General features: G+C 65.6%; 17 protein-coding genes and 1 tRNA gene. 8 read left to right on the top strand and 10 right to left on the bottom strand.

The features are described 5' to 3' along the window. The first annotated feature begins 11 nt into the window (after window positions 1-11). Window positions 12-185 carry a hypothetical protein gene (locus tag M9955_12930; GenBank protein ID MCO5082545.1) on the top strand — a complete coding sequence of 58 codons (174 nt, stop codon included), beginning with the start codon at window positions 12-14 and terminating at the stop codon, window positions 183-185. A gap of 62 nt (window positions 186-247) precedes the next feature. Here M9955_12930 and M9955_12935 read toward each other — a convergent pair whose 3' ends face one another. The 3 genes from M9955_12935 to M9955_12945 all read right to left on the bottom strand — a co-directional run bounded on the left by M9955_12935 (window position 248) and on the right by M9955_12945 (window position 1,777). Continuing rightward, on the bottom strand, window positions 248-550 hold the full coding sequence (locus tag M9955_12935; GenBank protein MCO5082546.1) for a hypothetical protein: 303 nt from the start codon (window positions 548-550) through the stop codon (window positions 248-250). A 138-nt stretch (window positions 551-688) separates the two neighbouring features. Beyond that, window positions 689-1,138: a universal stress protein gene (locus tag M9955_12940; protein ID MCO5082547.1), complete on the bottom strand. Its 450-nt coding sequence runs from the start codon at window positions 1,136-1,138 to the stop codon at window positions 689-691. Window positions 1,139-1,339: 201 nt separating this feature from the next. Continuing rightward, window positions 1,340-1,777, bottom strand: a complete 438-nt coding sequence (locus tag M9955_12945; GenBank protein MCO5082548.1) for a hypothetical protein — start codon at window positions 1,775-1,777, stop codon at window positions 1,340-1,342. A 1,162-nt stretch (window positions 1,778-2,939) separates the two neighbouring features. On the opposite strand from M9955_12945, the gene M9955_12950 reads away from it, so the two are divergent. After that, on the top strand, window positions 2,940-3,956 hold the full coding sequence (locus tag M9955_12950; GenBank protein ID MCO5082549.1) for a hypothetical protein: 1,017 nt from the start codon (window positions 2,940-2,942) through the stop codon (window positions 3,954-3,956). An 82-nt stretch (window positions 3,957-4,038) separates the two neighbouring features. On the opposite strand, the gene M9955_12955 is transcribed toward M9955_12950, so the two are convergent. Continuing rightward, window positions 4,039-4,114, bottom strand: a tRNA-Thr gene (locus tag M9955_12955). 163 nt (window positions 4,115-4,277) lie between these two features. Between M9955_12955 and M9955_12960 the strand changes: the two genes are divergently transcribed. The 3 genes from M9955_12960 to M9955_12970 are packed head-to-tail and all read left to right on the top strand — an operon-like array spanning window position 4,278 to window position 7,633. Beyond that, window positions 4,278-5,060 carry a ThuA domain-containing protein gene (locus M9955_12960; protein ID MCO5082550.1) on the top strand — a complete coding sequence of 261 codons (783 nt, stop codon included), beginning with the start codon at window positions 4,278-4,280 and terminating at the stop codon, window positions 5,058-5,060. Between the two features lie 2 nt (window positions 5,061-5,062). Further along, window positions 5,063-6,136, top strand: a complete 1,074-nt coding sequence (locus M9955_12965; protein ID MCO5082551.1) for a Gfo/Idh/MocA family oxidoreductase — start codon at window positions 5,063-5,065, stop codon at window positions 6,134-6,136. A gap of 48 nt (window positions 6,137-6,184) precedes the next feature. Further along, the gene (locus tag M9955_12970; protein ID MCO5082552.1) at window positions 6,185-7,633 is read left to right on the top strand and encodes a hypothetical protein; all 1,449 of its coding nucleotides are present in this window, start codon (window positions 6,185-6,187) and stop codon (window positions 7,631-7,633) included. 7 nt (window positions 7,634-7,640) lie between these two features. On the opposite strand, the gene M9955_12975 is transcribed toward M9955_12970, so the two are convergent. Further along, window positions 7,641-9,242, bottom strand: coding sequence for a cisplatin damage response ATP-dependent DNA ligase (locus M9955_12975; protein MCO5082553.1), 1,602 nt, complete (start codon window positions 9,240-9,242; stop codon window positions 7,641-7,643). Window positions 9,243-9,426: 184 nt separating this feature from the next. Beyond that, on the bottom strand, window positions 9,427-10,437 hold the full coding sequence (locus tag M9955_12980; GenBank protein ID MCO5082554.1) for a ligase-associated DNA damage response exonuclease: 1,011 nt from the start codon (window positions 10,435-10,437) through the stop codon (window positions 9,427-9,429). 142 nt (window positions 10,438-10,579) lie between these two features. On the opposite strand from M9955_12980, the gene M9955_12985 reads away from it, so the two are divergent. The 3 genes from M9955_12985 (at window position 10,580) to pdeM (ending at window position 14,903) form a co-directional block, all read left to right on the top strand. Further along, window positions 10,580-11,485, top strand: coding sequence for a methyltransferase domain-containing protein (locus tag M9955_12985; GenBank protein ID MCO5082555.1), 906 nt, complete (start codon window positions 10,580-10,582; stop codon window positions 11,483-11,485). Window positions 11,486-11,685: 200 nt separating this feature from the next. Next, on the top strand, window positions 11,686-14,193 hold the full coding sequence (locus M9955_12990) for a ligase-associated DNA damage response DEXH box helicase (GenBank protein MCO5082556.1): 2,508 nt from the start codon (window positions 11,686-11,688) through the stop codon (window positions 14,191-14,193). 29 nt (window positions 14,194-14,222) lie between these two features. Next, window positions 14,223-14,903, top strand: coding sequence for a ligase-associated DNA damage response endonuclease PdeM (pdeM, locus tag M9955_12995; protein MCO5082557.1), 681 nt, complete (start codon window positions 14,223-14,225; stop codon window positions 14,901-14,903). A gap of 4 nt (window positions 14,904-14,907) precedes the next feature. Here pdeM and M9955_13000 read toward each other — a convergent pair whose 3' ends face one another. The 4 genes from M9955_13000 to M9955_13015 form a co-directional block, all read right to left on the bottom strand. Then, window positions 14,908-15,369, bottom strand: a complete 462-nt coding sequence (locus tag M9955_13000; GenBank protein ID MCO5082558.1) for a DUF3429 domain-containing protein — start codon at window positions 15,367-15,369, stop codon at window positions 14,908-14,910. Between the two features lie 8 nt (window positions 15,370-15,377). After that, window positions 15,378-16,172, bottom strand: a complete 795-nt coding sequence (locus M9955_13005; protein MCO5082559.1) for a TIGR02186 family protein — start codon at window positions 16,170-16,172, stop codon at window positions 15,378-15,380. Window position 16,173: 1 nt separating this feature from the next. Beyond that, on the bottom strand, window positions 16,174-17,097 hold the full coding sequence (locus M9955_13010) for a sulfite exporter TauE/SafE family protein (protein MCO5082560.1): 924 nt from the start codon (window positions 17,095-17,097) through the stop codon (window positions 16,174-16,176). A 186-nt stretch (window positions 17,098-17,283) separates the two neighbouring features. Continuing rightward, window positions 17,284-20,997 (bottom strand): peptidoglycan-binding protein, encoded by a 3,714-nt coding sequence (locus M9955_13015; GenBank protein MCO5082561.1) that lies wholly within the window; start codon window positions 20,995-20,997, stop codon window positions 17,284-17,286. Window positions 20,998-21,260 lie beyond the last annotated feature (263 nt).

Here is a 21,260-nt window from a genome sequence, read left to right on the forward strand (position 1 = left end):
GGGAGACCATCATGGCAGATCAGAACGACTGGCTCGACCCCGGTGACGAGCGCGAAGCTGCCATCCGCTATCTGGTGGAGAACACCGACCTTTCGCCGCTGCAGGCGAAGGAACTGGTGGCAAGGCATGGACCGGCGCGGGAACGGCTTCTCGAACTCGCCAGGACAATGAAGGCGGAAAGCTGACAGGCCTTGCTGCGACGGGGCAGCAACCCGTGACTGAGCAGCGGAGTCCTGCCCAGCGCCGGTCAGACCTTACGAATTTGGGCGTAGTGCCCGGAGCCTGCAAAGTGCTGCTCGGAATCCGCCTGCACCTGCGCCTCGGATATGCGCGGCTCGCCGCTCCACATGTCGTCGAGATAGCCCATTTCCTTGCAGGTCCAGCAAAACGCCACGTATTGCGATCCGGGAGGCGGCGGCGGTGGCTGGTAGGCTGGCTCTCCACCTGAAACGGGCGTGGACTCTTCAGCCCAGTCGTCGCCCATGGTCGACGCGCCGTCGGGCACCGCCTTGTCTTCGAGCATTTTCGGTATTTTCGGCCTGTATGCCATCGCGCCATCTCCTCCTGGCACAGGCCGACACAATAACGCAGCCACGGGCAGCTTTCCAGCATCGCAAGGAAACGGACCCGATCCCACTGGAGACTGGTTCTCAGAGTGCTGTCCCGGTGGGGAGCGGCCTCGGGCGTATCATCGCGCCACCAGCACCGGCACCTTTGCCCCTGCGAGGACGATTGCCGTCTGGCTTCCCAAAAGAACCTGATTGATGCCGGTTCTGCCATGCGACGACATGACGATGAGGGAGCATTTCCTTTCGTCCGCGGCATCGATGAGGGCGCGGCCGGGCAGTCGCCAGGGGATATGAACGACTTCGATCGGAACGCCCGCGGCTTCGGCCTTGGCCTTCACGGCAGCGAGGATCTGCGCGGCGACACGGCGCTGGGCTTCGTCGTAGACTGCAACCTCCGCCTCGTTTGGCGACCAGAGGTCATGGGCGAACGCGAACTGCCCGCCCATCGGCTCGGTGACGGTTATGGCGGTCACCCGGCCTCCATGCTTCCTCGCCAGAGCAAGGCCTTGATCCACGCCGATCTGCGCCACCTCGGAGCCGTCCGTGGGTATCAGGATGTGATCGTACATGGCTTTTTCCTTCCACTGATCCATCTTGCCTCAGGCAGACCGGAGCATCCTTGAGCCATGTCAAACGCATCTTCCCGCTTCGGCTTGCCGGTTTTCGCGCCGAAGCTGCTGCGTGGAGCGGAAGCGTGCGTCGGCGTCGCGAGCCCGCGTCGACCCGCGGACGAGCATGGACGAAATGATATGTTGCCGGCCTTGATCTGGCTAAGCCGAAGCGGGGGCCAGTTCAAAAAGCCGCGCGCCGTCCTCCCTGCCGATCTCCGCATAGCCGATCACGGCGAACCACCGTGCGACAGATGGATCTTCCAGCCAGCTTCTGGACCGGATCGGGAGGTTTCCGGCAAGCGCCTGTATCCGCCGGATGTGACGCTTGCAGAAGCGCACGGTCGACGCGCTGAAGAACTCGTCCTGAGCAGCGAACAGCGTGTCGACGTGTCCGTCGCGTTCGTGCCACGCAATGATGGCTACAGGCTCGTCGTCGTCCAGCAGCGCATGCGCGCGGCCTTCCCATAAATTCATCATGAGATTGTCATAGGCGACCTGCGTACCCTTGCCCGCGGCGGCATATTCGTCGGACATACGTTTTGACAGATCGCGGAAGACTAGTTCCAGATCACCAACCGTCGCTGGTCGTGCTCTCATCGCTCCTCCTGAAGCCCACAGCATTTTGCCTTCGGGTTGGCGCTCGACCAAGCAAAAAGTTTCCACAACCGGCGCCTCGCCGCGGAGATTCTTTCCATCGCATCCCGGAAGACGGACGCCCGGCCCTGGCGCGTGCGGGCATCGCGCTATGTCGCCACCCGACGGCAGACGACATTTGTACCGGCCGCCGGCCGAGTAGTCCAATCGGCCCTCGCCGTTATCAAATGTCGAAGTGTTTCAGATTGACTTTACACAGGAGCCGTCATCTCCTGCATCCGTTGGGAAAACAGGTAGAGGAGAAGGATATGACGCGTTGCTTCTGGCATCAGATGGACACGAGCACCGCCATCAGCGGTCTCATCAAGCCGCGCTGATCGTCGCATGACACATGGCCCGCTCCAGCAATGGAGCGGGTTGGTCTTGTGGTTTCAGATTGACTTTACTTCGCGGCGGACGTCTCATTCCGCCGTTGAGGATCTGCAGAGGAGACCACAATGACCCGTTGCTTCTGGAACCCGACCGTATCGAACATGTCGGTCAGCGGATTGATCAAGCCGCGCTGATGTCCGTGTGCGGTGAAGAGCCCGCTCCGGTCCTCCGGCGCGGGCTTTTCGTCAGATGACGCCGACCACGGCCGCGAATGTCGCCATGAGGCCCGCGACGAGCAAGGCGGTCGCCAGACGTGCTGCGTGAAACGCTGTCATAATCTACTCCTGAGTGAATGCAGTGAACAATGCTGCAGTGCACAAAAAGTTGCTGAGCTCCTTCCGGCCGCGGTCTCCTGACTCAGGCCCTGCCTGGGGGAGTCCATGACGAGCATGTCTTCGGTGCGGACGCGGATGTTGGCGCAAGGCAGCTTCAAGCGCCTTGAGCGTTCATGGACGTTCTGTTGGTCGGCAGGTTTGCTGGAGGTCCATAAAGTACCTAAAGCATGTCGCCCGAAAGTTAGAACCGGTTTCGGGACAACGACATGCGAAAAAACAATAACTTAACGCGTATCGCCTGATTCCGGTTCGATGCGACACGCTTTAACGGGCCTCTCCGCGGCAGTACGCCTGTAATTTCCCGGCCGTGACTTTGACTATAGGGTAATCCCTCGTTTTGTGCTGATATGCCCGTCACGTTTTCCGCTTGCGAGAAGCGCACGAGCTGGAGGCCTCCGATGAGTATCTTCGAGTCCGACTATTTCTCTCAACCTGAATACAAAGCCCTGGAACTATGTGCCGTGGACGACGGCAGCAATATCGGCATAGGCCGCCGGGACACAGGCAATCACATCAAGCGCATACAGGATGCGCTTCAGGTGATCATGAATGTTGACCTGTCATCGGAATACGGGACGTTCAGGCAAAAGACGGCCGAGGCGGTGCGCGCGTACAAGGAAAGCAAGACGCCGCCCATCCGCCAGCCATGGCAAACGGGGCCTGACGATCCGATCGTCGGCAAGCGCACGATAAAAGCTCTCGACCTCGATATGCTGTCGCGCGAGCGCAATGCCCCGCCGCCGCCGCCGCCCAAACCGGCCAACCCGAAATTCAATCTCCTTCTCTATTTCAGCGGCTTCGTCGATCCGGGCGGCGAAGATATCACCAACGAGACGCCGGGAGACGGATTCTGGATGCTGGCGCCCATGCGGGCGATGACCCTGCAGCCCGTCTCCCGGAACGTTTTTCGGGCATGGCAGGGCTCGCTGATGGTCGACAAGGGAATAGAAGCCGCGGCTGCATTCATACAGGAGGACGTCGATGAGGATCGCGCCGCGAAGGTGATTGTCTACGGTTTCAGCGCGGGTGGCTCCAATGCGCTGGATCTTGGCCGCAAGCTGGAACAACTCAACGAGGGCAGAAAGGGAAGCAAGCCCCTGCTGAAGATCGATCTCCTGGTGACGGTGGATGCGGCGGAACGTACCGATCGTCCGCGAAAGATCGATCGCAGAGTGGCGGGCTCGATCGTCAAAAACGTCAATTACTTTCAAAAGAGAGGCGCGCCATCCGGCGGTGCTCGGGGCGACCTGCACATTCCCGTGCCATCAACAACAAGCGATCGCACGCCCCAGGTCGTGAACATCGACAAAAGCAAGGAGGTGGATTTCTTCGACAGACATTCCCAACACGGCCAGATCGAGAAGGTGACCGTGCCCAACGCGACTGCTGATATGCTTGCCGAGTTGGCCGAGTAGGGCCATCTCACGACTGGATCAATGCCCGTTGGGTGATTCAGGCAGCGAGTAGCTCATGGCCCTGATTTTTCCGAAAGAAAACTGGTGCCGCTTGCGTGACTCGAACACGCGACCCCATCATTACGAATGATGTGCTCTACCAACTGAGCTAAAGCGGCAGCCTTCCGCCGGTTGCCCGGCGGTGCATGTGAGCGCCTGATAGCCGCATTGCGGTTCAAGATCAAGTCGCCGCCATGCATTCTCGATCGGCGCGCTTTCGACCCTTGCGCGCATCGGAGAATAGGCTAGATTTTCGCCCAAAGCGCTTTGGAGATGCCGGATATGGCGATCAGGACAGTCGTTTGGGGCGAGAACGTCCATGAACAGATGGATGAAAGCGTGCGGGCGCTGTATCCGGAAGGCATGCACGCGACCATAGCCGCGGCGTTGCGGGAGGATCCCGGTCTGCAGGTTTCCACCGCGACGCTGCAGGAGCCGGAGCACGGCCTTTCGGAGGCGCGCCTGGCTGAAACCGACGTGCTGACATGGTGGGGCCACAGGGCCCATCAGGAGGTCGGCGACGAGGTCGTGGAGCGCGTCCAGCGCCGTGTATGGGAAGGCATGGGACTGATCGTCCTGCATTCGGGCCACTATTCGAAAATCTTCCGCCGGCTGATGGGCACGCCCTGCTCGCTGAAATGGCGCGAGGCCGGCGAGCGCGAAAGACTGTGGGTGGTGAACCGTGGCCATCCCATCGCGGCGGGCCTTGGCGAATATGTCGAGATCGAGAACACGGAAATGTACGGCGAGCCGTTCGCGGTGCCGGAACCCATGGAGACCGTCTTCATCTCCTGGTACGAGGGCGGCGAGGTGTTCCGCTCCGGCCTGACCTTCCAGCGCGGCGCGGGCCGGATCTTCTATTTCTCGCCCGGTCACGAGACCTATCCGATCTATCACAACAGGGATGTACAGCGGGTACTCCGCAATGCCGTGAACTGGGCGCACAATCCAACGCCGCGCTGGACGTCCATAACCAGCGCACCGAACGTGCCGATCGAGAAGGCGCGGGAAAAGCTGGTCGAAAAGGGTGCTCGGCTGGAGTCCCACGGCGAGGGTTCCCGCTGATCATGCCGCGCATCCTGCTTCTGGGAACCGGCGGCATCGCCGGCCAGCATGTCGAGGAATTCGGGGCGGCGCCGGAATGCCGCATCGTCGCCTGCGTCGATGCCGTTCCCGGCCGCGCGTCGGCCTTTGCGGCGCTGCACGGCATCGAGCGGTCGTTCGAGAGCCTGGACGAGGCTTTGGCCGCCGGCGGCTTCGATGCGGCGATCAACGCAACGCCGGATGGAGCGCACAAGGCGACCACGCTCCGGCTGGTCGCCGCCGGCAAGCACGTCTTCTGCGAGAAGCCGCTGGCGCCGAACCATGCCGACGCGCTTGAGATGACGGAGGCGGCCGAGGCCGCCGGTCTTATCAACATGGTCAATCTCACCTATCGCAATTCGCCGGCGCTCCAGCAGGCGCGGTCGATGGTGCAGGCCGGCGAGATCGGGTCGCTGCGCCATGTCGAGGCAGGCTACCGCCAGAGCTGGCTCGTCGCGAAGTCGTGGGGCGACTGGCGGGTCGAGGAAAAATGGCTGTGGCGGCTGTCGAGCGAGCACGGCTCGACCGGCGTGCTCGGCGATGTCGGCATCCATATTCTCGACTTCGCCACCTATGGCGCCGCCGACGAGGTGGCGAGCCTGCAGGCGGATCTGGTCACCTTTCCCAAGGCAGCCGGCAATCGCATCGGCGATTACACGCTGGACGCAAACGACAGCGTCGCCATGCTGGCGCGCTTCGGGGGCGGGGCGCTGGCCACGATCGTCGCGACCCGCTACGCCACCGGCAATCTCAACGAACTGACGCTCATGCTGCATGGAACTAAAGGCGCGCTGCGCGTCGAGACGGACGGCAAGCGTTCCCATCTTGCGGCCTGTCTCGGCGCCGCCGTCGACAAAGCGGTGTGGAGCGCGCTGCCGCTGGAACCGGTCAGACGCAATGCCCGGCGCTTCGTCGACGCCGTGCTGTCCGGCGAGAACGGGGACCCTTCGTTCCGACGGGCGGCTGACATGCAGCGCCTGATCGATGCGGCGTTCCAGAGCGACCGGGTCGGCCGACGGGTGGAAACGGCTGTGCCGGAGGCCCGAATCGCGCCATAGGCTGATGACGCCGCGCTGCCGGACTCGCGAGATCCGTCATGGAGCCGATTGATCGCGACCCCGGCTGCGGCTAACCATCGTCCGGAGAGCCTGGCGGAGAAGCCTGCATTGGACCCGATCGAGAAAGCGATCCGCACCGCCCTCGAAAAGGGCGATGTCGAGAATCCGGAGTTCCGCTCGCGCGTCTACCGTTCGGTGGAGGCGGCGCTGGACCGCGTCATTCAGGGCAATCCCCAGATGACCGTGGAGAAGGCGATCGCCCGGCGCAGGCAACTCCAGCAGAAGATCGCCGAGATCGAGACGGAATTCGTGCCGGCGAGGTCGGCCGACAGCGCTTCCGACGACGATCTCGACGCGGCGCTTCTCGACATACTGGAACATGCGCCGGGGGAGACGCGCATGGATGCCGGGCGTTCGGCCCCGCCCCCTCCGGATTTCCCGGCGGCGCCCGCCGGTGAAGCGCCTCTGGTGGAACTGGCCGGGCGGCGCGAGCCGGGCTTTTCCGACCCGGCTTTCAACCACGAAACGGGAACGGGCCGGCCGGAGCCCACACTGACCGGCGACGGCCGCTTCAGCGCCGCGGCGCGGCGTGCCGCCGGCGAGGTGCCCGCCGTCGAACTTGGCATGCCCTCCGCTGGCGCGGGCCATGCCGGCCGGGTCGCCGACGTGCCGGAGCCCGTTGCACCGTCGGTGGATATTGGTGTCATTCCCTCGGTGTCGGGCCGCATGGAGCCTGATCTCGATTTTCCCGCGACCATGCCGCCGCCGCTCGACGAGCCGGATATTTCCGCGCCCGTGCCGCCTGCGCCGCTGGAGGTCGCCGCTGCCGACCGCCGCGCACGCAAACGCGAGCGCCGGCGCCCGTTCGCTGCGGTCTTCTTCGGCCTGACGCTTGTCGCTCTGGCTGTCGTCGGGCTGCTGTTCGCCGTCCAGACCGGGTTGCTGAAGTCTCCGGCGGAACGCGACACCTCCGTGCCGAACCCGCCGCCGCAACTCGGCAGCGAGGATTTCGATCCGGGTTCGGCCGGCCCGCCGGCACTGGGCGACCAGCCGGCGTCTCAGCAGGACTGGATCGACGTCTTCGTTCCCGCCGACCCTTCGACCGCCAACGCGCCGGGTGGCACGACCGCCAAGGCCATGCAGGACGACAGCGGCGCGTTCCTGCGCATCCGTTCCGGCTCGGGCGATGCTGCCGTGAGCTTCGACGTGGGGCAGGGCGTCCTGGAGCAGCTTGCCGGCAAAAAGGCCGTGTTCAACATCACCGCCCGCGGCGAGGACGGCCAGCAGACGGAGATGTCGATCGAGTGCAATTTCGGCGATCTCGGCGATTGCGGCCGCAAGCGCTACGAGGTCGGCTACGAGAAGGGCGACTTCCTGTTCGAGATCACTTTCCCGGACAAGCAGCCGGGCTCCAGCGGCACCATCGCCATCAACTCGGATTTCTCCGGACAGGGCCGCTCGATCGATATTTACGGGATCAGGGTCGCGGCGCAGTAGCAGGCTCTCAGTCGAGCAGTGCCTGCAGCGTCTCGATGCGGTCGGCTTCGGCGGCGGGTTTGTCCCAGCGCAGGCGTGAAATGCGGGGGAAGCGCATGGCGACGCCCGACTTGTGGCGTGTCGAGCGATTAAGACCCTCGAAGGCGATTTCCAGCACGAGGCCCTGCTTGCGGTCCGCGCGCACCGAGCGCACGGGGCCGAAGCGCTCCAGCGTGTTGTCGCGGATGTATTTGTCGAGCTGCTTCAACTCCTCGTCGGTGAAGCCGAAATAGGCTTTCCCGACCGGCACCAGCTCCTCCTCGCCCTCGGGACCGGTCCAGACGCCGAACGTATAGTCGGAATAGAAGCTTGAACGCTTGCCATGGCCGCGCTGGGCGTACATCAGCACGGCGTCGACCGTGTGGGGATCGCGCTTCCACTTGAACCACGGCCCTTTCGGCCGGCCGGCGAGGTAAGGCGAATCCCAGCGCTTCAGCATCACGCCTTCGATGATGGGATGCGGCGGCTCGCCGCGCAGGCGCTCCAGCGCTTCCCAGTCGGAAAACGCCACCAGCGGCGAAAGATCGAAGCGGCTCGGCGGGAGCGTCGCGACGAATGCCTCCAGCCGGTTGCGCCGTTCGCGGAAGGGCAGGGCGCGCAGATCCTCTTCGCCGTTGCGGAGGATGTCGTAGCAGCGGATGAAGGCCGGATAGTGCTCCCGCATCTTCGGCGACACCGTCTTGCGGTTCAGTCGCTGCTGCAGGTCCGAGAAGGTGCCGGTCGCCGTCTGCGGATCGCCGACCAACAGTTCGCCGTCGAGCGCGCCGTCGAAATGCATGGCCTCGACGAGATCGGGAAACGCGCCCGAAATATCGTCGCCGGTGCGCGAATAGAGACGGCGTATGCCGCCCTCGCACACCGCCTGCACGCGGATGCCGTCCCATTTCCATTCGGTGGCGTAGTCGGACGGGTCGAGCTTTTCGAGGTCCCGGTTCTCCACCGGATGCGAGAGCATGACCGGCGTGAACAGCGCCTTCGCCGCCTTCTCCGGCTTGGGCGCATTGCCTTCGAGCCACGCGAACAGGGAGGCGTAGGGCGGCGTCAGCCCGTGCCACAGTTCCTCGATCTCGGCGACATCGACCTTGCCGAGGTCGGCGACCGCCTGCTTGGCGAGGCGCGCGGAAACGCCGATGCGCAGGCCGCCCGTCACCAGCTTGATGATGGCGAAGCGGGCCGAGATGCCGGCGCTGTCGAGGAGCTTTGAGAGCACTGAAGGGCCGTCCGACCGGCTGGCGTTCTGCAATCTTTCGACGACTTCCGAGAGCGTCGGCTCCCGGTTGGCGCGCAGGCCATGCTCGGGCTCCGGCCAGACAAGCGAGACGGTCTCGGCGAGATCGCCGACATAGTCGTAGGAGTAGCCGAACAGCACCGGGTCCATGCGTTCGACCACCAGCATGCGCAGCATGGCCGGCTTCACCGAGGCGATGTCGAGGTCGCCGGTGATGGCCGCCAGCGCCAGCCCGCGATCCGGATCCGGCGTCTCGCGGAAATAATCGGTGAGCAGCGTCAGCTTGCCGTTGCGCGACGGCGTCAGCACGAGGCGGTCAAGGAGTTCGGCGAAGCGGTTCATGGGGTGGTCTCTCCCCCTTGCGGGGAGGGTGGCTCGCGAAGCGAGCCGGGTGGGGTAGTTGCCGCAATGCGCGGCGCTGTTGCGTCGACAGGAAAGGAAAGGGCGTGCCGGCGGAGGTTACCCCACCCGGCCCTTCGGGCCACCCTCCCCGCAAGGGGGAGGGATCGCAGCGTGCCCTTCACCATCAATCCCCCTCGTCCTCGTAGCCGACGAGATGCAGCGCCTGGGCGGCGATGCCGTTCAGCTCGCACCAGCGCACCAGCGCTTCCTCGCGGCCATGCGTGACCCAGACCTCGGAGGCGCCGGTCTCCTCGATCGTCTCGATCAGCTCGTCCCAGTCGGAATGGTCGGAGATGATGAGCGGCAGCTCGACGCCGCGCTGCCTGGCGCGCTGGCGGATGCGCATCCAGCCGGAGGCGAAGCTCGATACGGGGTCGGGGAAGCGCCGCGCCCAGCGGTCGGCGAAGGCCGAGGGCGGGCCGATGACGATCGCGCCGGCGAACTGATCCTTCGCGCCGCCCTCGATCGTCGCGGGCGCGAGTGGTCCGAGCCGGACGCCCTGGCTCTCGAAATAGTCCGACAGTTTCGCCAGCGCGCCGTGGATATAGATCGGCCGGTCGTAACCGGCGTCGCGCAAAAGGCGGATGACGCGCTGCGCCTTGCCGAGCGCATAGGCGCCGACGAGATGCGTGCGCTCGGGAAACTGCTCGACGGACTTGAGCAGCCGGCCGATCTCCTCCGAGGCCGGCGGGTGGCGGAACACCGGCAGGCCGAAGGTCGCCTCGGTGATGAAGACGTCGCAGGGGATCGTCACGAAGGGCGCGCAGGTAGGGTCGGCGCGGCGCTTGTAGTCTCCCGATGCGACGATGCGCATGCCGCCATGCTCGACCAGGATCTGCGCCGAGCCGAGCACATGGCCCGCGGGTTGGAAGGTGACAGTGACGCCGTTGATGGTGATCGGCTCGGCGATCGCCGCCGCCTGCGTCTGGCCGGCAAAATTCTCGCCGTAGCGCAGCGCCATGATGTCGAGCGTCTGGCGCGTGGCGAGCACATGGGCGTGTCCGGAGCGGGCATGGTCGGAATGGCCGTGGGTGACCAGCGCGCGGTCGACCGCCCGCACCGGGTCGATGAAGAAATCGCCCGGGGGGCAATAGAGGCCCTCCGGCCGTGGCTGTAGCAGGTCGCGTGCGCGCATCGCCTGAAGATAGGCGCTTCGCGGCGATCTGGAAGCCTGCCGGAGGCGGCAACTGACAGTTTCGCACGGTGGCCTCTTGCGCGATGGGCGCTCGGTGAAATATCGCTTCGACCAATCCCATCTTTCGCGCCCGCGTGGTCCCATGAAGCCGCTGCAAACCTCATCCGGCGACGTGCTTGCCGACCGCCGCGCCGATTATGCCGAAATGCTGTTCGCTTCCGGCGACCATGCGGCGGCGGCGGAACTGATGCTCGGCGCGCTGGAACTGGCGCCCGACTGGTCGTTCGGCTGGTTCCGCCTCGGCGAGTTCCACGAGGCCGCCGGGGCGGCGGAGGCGGCGAAGGAAGCGTGGCGCATGGCGCAAAAGCTCGATCCGGCCGACCGGGTCGGGGCCGCGCTGAAACTGCGGCTTGCCGGCGAGGCGGTGGAAGCATCCCCGAGCGGTTTCGCCGAAACCCTGTTCGACCAGTATGCCAGGACGTTCGACGAGTCGCTTGTGGGAAAGCTCGGCTACCGGGTGCCGGAACTGCTGTTCGCGGCGATCCGCGATGTGCATCGGCAGGATTTCGCGCTTGCGCTCGATCTTGGCTGCGGCACCGGCCTGATGGGCGAGCGGCTGCGGCCTGTCGCCGCGCGGCTGGAAGGCTATGACATCTCGGCCGAAATGCTGCGCAAGGCGGATGCCAAGAAGGTCTATGACCGGCTCGAAAAGGCCGACCTGCTCACCATGAATTATTCCGGTCCGCCGGCCGATCTGGTCGTCGCGGCGGATGTGTTCATGTATCTTGGCGCGCTCGATTCCGTGGTGGCGCTGGCGCGCTCGATGCTGCGGCCGACGGGGCTTTTCGCCTTCTCGGTCGAGAGGCACGAGAGCGACGAGGATTTCGTGCTGCGCGCGTCCCGCAGGTTCGCGCATTCGGAAGACTATGTGCTGGACGTGCTTGGCTGGGCGAAGTTCGAGCCTGTTTCGCTCCGCACCGAGATCATCCGCCACGATCGCGGCGAGGGACTGGAGGGGCTGATCGTCGTGGCGCGGGTCGGCGGGTGACAAGATTGTTTGCATACCCCCACCCCTAACCTCTCCCCACAAGGGGGAGGGGAATCCGGAAGCGCCGACGCCAAGTCCCCTCCCCCTTGTGGGGAGGGGTTAGGGGTGGGGGTATGGACCGCTGATCCGAACGCATCAAACTCCCCCTTCCCGCCAGGCATGTTCTGCTTTAGTTCTATGGCGTGAGCCGCCTTCCAGTCATTGCGGAACCTGACGGCGTTCCGCCAGCCACCCTGCCGCCGCAATTCCTGAAATGGTTCGCGGAGCGCGGCTGGTCGCCGCGCGCGCATCAGCTTGCGCTGCTGGCCGAGGCGCAGGCGGGCAATTCGGCGCTGCTGATCGCGCCGACCGGGGCAGGCAAGACGCTGGCCGGCTTCCTGCCCTCGCTGACGGAACTCGCGGTGCGCCCGAAGCGCAGGCCGGGCGAAGCCTATCGCGGGGTGCATACGCTCTATATCTCGCCGCTGAAGGCGCTAGCTGTCGACATCGAGCGCAATCTCGGCAAGCCGGTCGCGGAAATGGCGCTGCCGATCTCGATCGAGACACGCACCGGCGACACGCCGACCCACAAGCGCCAGCGCCAGAAACTCGTCCCGCCCGACATCCTGCTGACCACGCCCGAGCAGCTTGCCTTGCTGCTCGCCTCGTCGGATGCGAAGCGCTTCTTCGAGGATCTGCGCTATGTCGTGCTGGATGAGCTGCACTCGCTGGTGACGTCGAAGCGAGGCCATCTTCTGGCGCTCGGCCTCGCGCGCCTGCGCCGCTACGTGCCGGATCTGCAGATGGTCGGCCTGTCGGCGACGGTGGCGGAGCCGGACGAACTGCGCCGCTGGCTGGTGGGGCAGAACCCGCCCGGCGACATGGCCTCGCTCATAACCGTGGAGGGCGGGGCGAAGCCGCATATCACCATCCTCGATTCCGACGAGCGTGTGCCATGGGCCGGGCACTCCGCCCGCTACGCCATCCCTGAAGTCTACGAAGCCATCAAGCGCCACCGGACGACGCTGCTCTTCGTCAACACGCGCAGCCAGGCTGAGCTGCTGTTCCAGGAACTCTGGCGCGTCAACGAGGATTCGCTGCCGATCGCGCTGCATCACGGCTCGCTCGACGTCGCGCAGCGGCGGCGCGTCGAGAAGGCGATGGAGACGAACAGTCTGCGCGCCATTGTCGCCACCTCGACGCTCGATCTCGGCATCGACTGGGGCGATGTCGATCTGGTCGTGCATGTCGGCGCGCCGAAGGGCGCGAGCCGGCTCGCCCAGCGCATCGGGCGGTCCAACCACCGCATGGACGAGCCGTCGCGCGCCATCCTCGTGCCGGCGAACCGTTTCGAGGTGCTGGAATGCCGCGCGGCACTTGAGGCAAATTATCTCGGCGCGCAGGACACGCCGCCGCTCGGCGCGGGCGCGCTCGACGTGCTGGCGCAGCATGTGCTGGGATCAGCCTGCGCCGAAGCCTTCGACGCCGACGAATTGTTTGGCGAGATCCGTTCGGCCGCGCCCTATGCCGCGCTCGGCCGCGAGACCTTCGACCGCGTGGTCGATTTCGTCGCGACGGGCGGCTACGCGCTCAAAAGCTACGAGCGCTATGCCCGTATCCGCAAGACGAAGGAGGGCAGGTGGCGCGTGTCGCATCCGCGCATCGCCCAGCAGTACCGGCTGAATGTCGGCACCATCGTCGAGGCGCCCTATCTGACGCTGCGCTATGCCCGTGCCGGTCGCGGCGTGGCGACGCGCGGCGGGCCTGTGCTCGGCAAGATCGAGGAGGGCTTTCTGGAATCGATCGCGCCGGGCGAGACGTTTCTGTTCGCCGGCAAGGTGCTGCGGCTCGAAGGCATCCGCGAGACCGAGGCTTTCGTGTCGAACGCCGCCGGGCAGGATGCACGCGTGCCGGTCTATGCCGGCGGAAAGTTTCCGCTCTCCACCTACCTCGCCGATCAGGTGCGCGGCATGCTCGCCGATCCCGACCGCTGGCAGGCCCTGCCGGAACAGGTGGCGGACTGGCTGCGCATACAGCGTGACAAGTCGGTTCTCCCGCCGCGCGAGAACCTGCTCGTGGAGACCTTTCCGCGCGGCAACCGCTCCTACATGGTGGCCTATCCCTTCGAGGGGCGGTTGGCGCACCAGACGCTCGGCATGCTTCTGACCAAGCGGCTGGAGCGGGCCGGCGCCGATCCGCTCGGCTTCGTCGCGACCGACTATTCGCTGGCGGTCTGGGGCCTGCGCGACATGGGCGCGCTGTTCAGGCAAGGGCGCCCGTCGCTGGACGATCTGTTCGACGAGGACATGCTGGGCGACGATCTCGACGCCTGGCTGGCGGACAGCTATCTCCTAAAGCGGACCTTCCGCAATTGCGCCATCATCGCCGGGCTGATCGAGAAGCGGCATCCGGGACAGGAAAAAACCGGGCGGCAGATGACCGTTTCGGCCGACCTCATCTACGACGTGCTGCGCACGCACGAGCCGGATCATATCCTGCTGCAGGCGACGCGCGCGGATGCGGCGACCGGATTGCTCGATGTCAGGAGACTTGGCGAGATGCTCTCGCGCATCCGCGGTCGAATCATGCATAGGGACCTTGAGCAGATATCGCCGCTCGCCGTTCCGATCATGCTGGAGATCGGCAAGGAACGGGTGAACGGCGATGCCGGGGAGTCGCTGCTCTCCGAAGCGGAAGAGATGATCGAAGAGGCTATGGGCAGGCCGTGACTGCGCTTTCGGCGATTCCGGTGGCAAGGATGCGCGAGACGTTGACGCTCGCGGGCGAGCGCGTCGTCTGCGACGAGCGCGGCGTGCTGTTCTTTCCCGACCTGTCGCTCCTCGCCGTCTCCGACCTCCATCTGGAAAAAGGATCGTCCTTCGCCCGGCGCGGCGCGCTGCTGCCGCCCTACGACACCGCCGCAACCCTGGCGCGGCTCGGCGCGATCGTGGCGGAATACGCGCCGCGCATGGTCGTCAGCCTCGGCGACAGTTTCCATGACGGCGGCGGGGCGGAGCGCATGCCGGATATTTTTCGCCGGCAAGTGGAGGCGCTTGCCGCAGGCCGCGACTGGTTCTGGATCGCCGGCAACCACGATCCCGACGCGCCGGCCGGCCTGCCGGGTGACAGCGTGCGGGAACTGACGATCGGCGCGCTTTCCTTCCGCCACGAGCCGTCCTTGTCCATCGTCGACGGCGAGATCGCCGGGCATCTGCACCCTTGCGCGCGCATCGTGCAGCGCGGCCGCTCGGTGCGCCGCCGCTGCTTCGCCAGCGACGGACACCGCATCGTCATGCCCGCTTTCGGCAGCTATACGGGCTCGCTCAACGTTCTCGACCGCGCCTATGCGGCGCTGTTCCGCTGGGAGCGCTTCTTCGCCTACATGCTCGGCCGCGACCGCGTCTTCGCCATAGCGCGACCGATGCTCAGGCCGGGTTGAACCTTCAGGCCGTCGCCACGAAGGCGAGCACCAGCGTCGCCACCGCGACAATGGTGAGCCTCACCCGCATCCGGCCATACCATTCGGGCAATGCACCGTTGCCGGCCGACAGCGAATCCCACGCGCCCTGCGCGGCATAGGCGACCGCAAGTATCGCAAAACAGTAGGGCTGGAGCACGAAGGGCGCGAGCCAGCCGACAAGAGCGGGAACAAGGCTCGGCGCGAGCGCCCTTGCGCCGCCTTCGCGCGTCTGCATGGCGATACCCCATCGTATCCCGCCAAGGAAGGAGAGCACGATGGCGGAATAGGCGACGAGCAGCGCTATGGTGATCGTGTGCCAGGGATGATCTTCGGCGATGCCGTAGAGCCAGAGCGACAGCACCACGAACGGGACGAGGCCGGCATAGCCGAGCAAGCGCACCCTGCGCTGAAAATCGCTTGCTTCGGCATCGTCCTCGACTGTCATCGACTGCCTCAATCCTTGCGGAAGATGATGCGGCCGAGCCAGCCCGTGATCATGGCGAGGCAGACGGCGAAAACCCCGTAGAGGAAGCTGTACTGGTGCGCCGTGTCGAACACGCGCTGCTCGAAGCCGGATTTCAGGATGGCGAGTTGGGCCGATGTCTCGCGCACGAAGCCGCCGCTCTTGAAAAGGAAGGCGCGCGCCCGGTGCGTGCCCACCGGGACGTCCGGCGACAGCCGCAGCGTGGCGCGGAACAGGTTCTGCGACAGGAATTCGACGCCGCCGATGCGCTGGGTGTAGAGGCCGGTCGTCTGCTTGAGTTCGCGCAGCGCCGCCGTGAAACGCTCGATGGTCGCCGCGCTGCGGAAATCCTCGCCGGAAGGCTGCAGGTAGATGTTGGCCGCGCCGAGCGAGAGCTGCTTGTAGGTGTTGGGATCGGTGACGTCCTGGAAGGCGCGCGTCGTCGCGACCGAATAGGACATCGGGATGTTCAGGAACTTATAGGAATCGAGATTGATCCAGACGCCGAGCAACCGCTCCTTCTCGCGCACGACCACGGGCCGCGGCGGCCCTTCGAGCACGACGATCACGTCGTAGCGTCCCTGCCGGCTGACCAGCGGGTCCGCATTGTCGATGGCGCCGAAGATCGTCAGGTCGGTTCCCGAGAAGCCGGCCGTGATCATCACATGGTCCGTCGACAGGCCCATCTCGATGGTTTCGGGATTCGCCAGTTGCGCGAACCCCGTCGCCGATGCCGCCAGAAGCGCGGCGATCCCGGTGATTGCCGAAAGGAGCAGGCGGCGCATCTCAGCCCGGCTCCTCGGCGGTCAGCGAATAGATGTTGGCCGGCTCGACGAAAAGGTCGAAGGCCAGACGCAGGCCGACGGCGAGGACGAGCAGGGCGAGAAGCGCACGCAACTGCTCGCCGCGCAGCTTCTGCCCCGCCTTGGCGCCATATTGCGCGCCGGCCACGCCGCCCACCATGAGGCAGAAGGCGAGCACGACATCGACCGTCTGGTTGGCGGTGGCGTGAAGGATCGTGGTGTAGGCGGAGACGAAGATGATCTGGAACAGCGAGGTGCCGACGACGACGTTGGTCGGCACCTTGAGCAGGTAGATCAGCGCCGGCACCATGAGGAAGCCGCCGCCGACGCCCATGATCGCGGCCAGGAAGCCGATGGCCGCGCCGAGCACCAGCACGGGGATGATGCTCACGAAGAGTTTCGACGTGCGGAACCGCATCTTCAGCGGCAGCCGGTGAATCCAGTTGTGCTGGCCCGACTTCTTGAGGGCGGGCGCAACGCCGGCGCGCGTCTTGCGCATGGCGTTGACGCTCTCCACCAGCATGAGCCCGCCGACGGCGCTGAGGAACACCACGTAGAAGATCGAGATGAAGAGGTCGAGCTGGCCGACGCTTCTCAGCAGCGCATAGACATAGGCGCCGAGCGTCGATCCGGCCATGCCGCCGAGCAGCAGTATGGTGCCCAGCTTGAAATCCAGCGTCTTGCGCTTGATGTGCGACAACGCACCGGAAAAGGAGGACGCGATCACCTGATTGGCGCCGGTGGCGACCGCGATGGCCGGCGGGATGTTGTAGAAGATCAGCAGCGGCGTGATCAGGAAGCCGCCGCCCACCCCGAACATGCCCGACAGGAACCCGACTGCTGCGCCCATGGCCAGCAGGACGAAGACGTTCACCGCCATCTCTGCGATCGGGAGATAAATGCCCACCCGGATAACCCGATTTTGATCGCATGAACGGAAACGCTCCGCCCTCCCGCGACCTTTCCAGACCCTATGCGGTACTTGCGCCGACAATGCGGCGAAGTCAAACAAACGGCCTGAAATTCCGGGCGAATCCTGAGCGTTTACGGGCACATGCGGCATTTGCGCCGCATCATGACGCAATCGGAAAACTCACTTGCGCGCGAGCAGTTCCTGAACGAGCTTTTCGGTGACCTCGCCGTTCTCCGGCAGGCCGTTGTCCTTCTGGAATGCGATGATGGCGTTCCGGGTCTTCTGACCCATGACGCCGTCCGCGCCGCCGGCGTCGTAGCCGTTCTTGTTGAGGATCAGCTGGATGGTCTTCACCGCCTTCTTCATGTCGACGCTGGCGGTCTGCTCGGCGCTTTCCTGCCACTCGTCGGGAACGTCGACGACGTTGGCGGCAGGATCGACCGGCTGCGCCTTCCACAACTCGGCGGCGGCGCGCGCCTTGTCCAGTTGCTCGGGACGCAGCGAATTGGCGATCTCGTCGCGCTTCGCGGCCGCGTCGCGGTCGCCGGTCTTGGCGACCAGCGCGAACCACTTGTAGCTTTCTTCCAGATTCTGCGGCATGCCGACGCCCTTGGCGTTCAGGATGCCGAGGTTGAACTGGCTGTCCTTGACGCCGAGTCCGGCGGCCTTGTTGAACCAGCGCGCGGCGGACTCGTTGTCGGTCGTGCCGTCCGCGCCCATCGCATAGAGCACGGCAAGGTTGTGCATGGCGCTCGCATTGCCCTGCTCGGCCGCCATCTGGTACCAGGTCTTGGCCTTCTTCAGGTCGCGGGTGACGCCGACGCCCTTCTCGTACATGTTGCCGATGCGGTACTGCGCCGGCGCGACGCCGAGTTCGGCCGCGCGCTCGTACCATTCGGCGGCCTTGGCGTTGTCCGCCTTCGTACCCCGGCCCTCGGAATAGCGTGCGCCGATCTCGAACATGGCCTTCGGATCACCGGAGTCCGCCGCCTCGCGCAATGCGATCGGTCCGGTATCGGCAGGAGCGCTCGCCACGGTGGCGGCCGGCGCGGTGACGACCGGCTCGGGCTCCAGCGCAGCCGAAACGGTCGACGGATCGACATCAGCGGCCGGCTTTGCCGGCTCGACCGTCGTGGCGGGGCCGGCCATTGCCACATTCGTCTCCTCGGCCATCGCCGGGGCCGGCTGCTGCTCGGCTGCGACGGAAGCGGTGCTGCTCTCGTCCATGTCTTCGGCCGCGCCCGAAACCGCCGGCTTCGGCTCGGCGACCGGCAACGCGGTGCTCTCGAACGCATCGCCATCCGGTTTCGCGGCCGCCTTGTCCTCCGCGGGCTTCGCCGGAAGTTCGGCGGTCTTCGCCTTCGTCGACTCCACCACCGCATTGCCGCCCGTCACGACGTTCTTGTCCGACAGGAAGGCCTTGCTGAGCTGCAGGCCGGCGAGCGCGATCATCACGGCCGCCGCGCCCATCAGGATGGTCTTGCGCCGGGCCTTGAGAAGCTGGCCCAGGCTGAAGCCCCGGCTCGGACCGGCGATATCGGAGTGGCGCTTCAGCACCTCGGCTTCGGCCGCCGCCGCCTGCGCGGCGCGCCGCGCCGCTGCGATGAAGTCCGACTTGGCGGCGTCGGCATCCTCGCGCCTGGCCGGCTGCTGTGCGCGTTCCTCGCGCACGCGTTTCATGATCCGGGACAGATCCGGCGTACCGGAGCCCGGCTGCATCGGACGGTTGGCGATCTTGGGATCGAGCGGCTGGTCGAGATCGACCACAACCGTCTCGCCCTCGGTCTGCAAATCCGCGCCCTCGGCCGCTGGCGCATCGGCCGCCTTCTTCTTCTTGCGGGAGAAGGCGCTGCCAAGGCCGCTGAACATCGACCGCCGCTTGCCCGCGGATGCCGCTTTGGCTTCGTCGGCCGCCGGAGCCGCCACCAGTTCCGCCGTGGCGTTTTCCGTTTCCACCACGGGTGCGAGGCTGTCGCCGGTATCGGGCGCGGCCATGATTTCCGTCGGAACGATGGACGGCGCATCCTTCACCGACACCTTCGCAGCGACGGGCGCCGGCATGGGCTCAGACGAGGAAGTTGCCGAGGCGGCTTCCACCGAGCCGAGACGGTCGACGATCTTGAGCAGCGTGTCGTGGATCGCCTCGAAAGTCTTGGAATTGCGGTCGTCCGACCGCTTGGTGATCGCTTCCAGCGCCTTCAGGTCCTGCGCCAGCCCTTCCACCGCGCTTGTATCCGCCTGCGGCCCGGAGAAGGTGCGTGCGACATCCTCCGCCGCGCGGCGCGCGGCATCCATGACCACGTCGCGATTGCCGCGGATCGCCTTTTCCATCTCGTCGAGGCGCGGCGCGATGTCGTCCAGCGCCGGCATCGGCTGTTCCGGCCTGGACAGGAAGGCGGAGAGGCCGGCGATCTGCGATTCCAGATTGCGGATGACGTCGGGATCGACCTGGGGTGCGAAAGCCGGGGCGCTGTCGAAGCGGCTGGAAATGGTGTCGATCTTGGCTTCGAGCTCGCGCACGGCCCGGTCGTCCAAAATGTCCGCCTTGCGGTCTTCGAGCCGCTGGGAAAAATCGGCCAGCCTTGCGTCGATCGCGTCCATCAGGCCGCTATTGTCGACGGCCGGCGGCTCCGGGCGCTGGTCGAGCTTCGAGATCACGTCGTAGAGGCGCGATTCCAGATCGCGGAACATGGCGTGGCTGGCTTCCAGCGCCGTGTCCTGCCGCCGCTCCATGATGTCCGCGAACTGGTCGAAGCGGTTCTCGATGCCGCGCATCAGCTCGTCGGCGTTCGGCAGGGTCGAGCCGGTGTCGATGCGGTCGGCGATGATGGCGAGCTGGCCTGCGAGCTTCTCGACCGACTTGGCCGGAACCTCCGCCTGGCGGGCGACGTCGTCGATGCGCAGCGACAGCGCGTTCAGCCGGTCGATGATCTCCGTCGAGGCGCCGCGCGTCGCCAGATCGTCGAGCTGTTCGGCAAGCGAGGAGATGCGGCGCTCTATACGGTCTATCGGTTCGAAATCGAGTGTCGCGGCCGGCGCGGACGCTGAAGCGACGATGGCGCGGGATATTTCGTCGAGCCGCTGCTCGATCGCGGCAAGCAGTTGCGGAGCGCGTCCGTCCTGCTGCGAGAAATGGTCGACCGAACCGGCCAGCGTCCGCACCTTGTCCTCGAGCGAGCACAGCGACAGCGATTCCGGCAGGTTGTTGACGGCATCCGTGATCTGCTGAAGCCGATCGGCGAGCGCCTGCAAGGCAGGGTCGGAGGCCGATTTCGCGTCGATGCGGTGTTCGAGTTCGTTCCACCGGCGGTCGAACTGGTCCCAGCGGCTGTCCATGGAGCGCACCGTGTCTTCGCGGGCGAGCGAATCGAGCTCGGCGCGCAGCTGCTCGATGTCGAGCCTCAGCAGGTTGACGCCCTTGTCGTCGCTGCGGCTGGAAAGCGTCCGGATGGAGTCCGAGATGCGCTCCAGTTCGTCGGCCAGCTTGCCGCCATTGTTCGGGCCGGATGCCGAATAGGCGCGGGAAAGATCGCTGCGCAGGCTGTCGAATTCGCGCTGCAGGCCTGCCGTCATCTGGTGGCGCAGTTCGTCGCGCAGGCCTTTCACTTCCGCTGCGAGCCGGCCCGTCGTGGCCTGATAGGCGTCGTCGCGCGACATGTTCTTCTCCTCCCGCCAGGAAGGAAGCGTCTTCGGCGCCGCCACGGTTTCCTCGACCGAAGACCAGCCCGGCCGGGCGTGGTGGCCCTGCGAGCCGCCCCGGGGCGCATCACCGCCGCGCCGCTCCAGCCTTTCGCCGAGCAGTTCGAGCGAGCGGTTCAGATCGTCGAGCGTGGTCGCCGCGCGCCGCTGCCGCCCGGCATTGAGAGTATCGAGATAGGTGCGCCTGCCGTCCATCATAGCGTCCGTTCGCCGTTTTGCTGGCTTGCCAGCTTCGCTCTTCCCTGTCGGGACGGACGTGACCGCGCGTTGCGGCGGAAGGGCATTCTTCCGGGGCTTTTAACCCCCCGTCCGAAAAGCCGTGAACAATTCGATACAGGATAAACACGGAGGACCGACACGCACACATTTCGCCGAGTGTGGTAAACAAGCCGTTAACCAATCTTACCTGAGCCTTTCCGCCGTTCAGGTTTTTTGCCCTTTTGTCGCATGCGGCAAGG

It is taken from the genome of Rhizobiaceae bacterium, assembly GCA_023953845.1.
Taxonomy (GTDB): Bacteria; Pseudomonadota; Alphaproteobacteria; order Rhizobiales; family Rhizobiaceae; genus Arvimicrobium.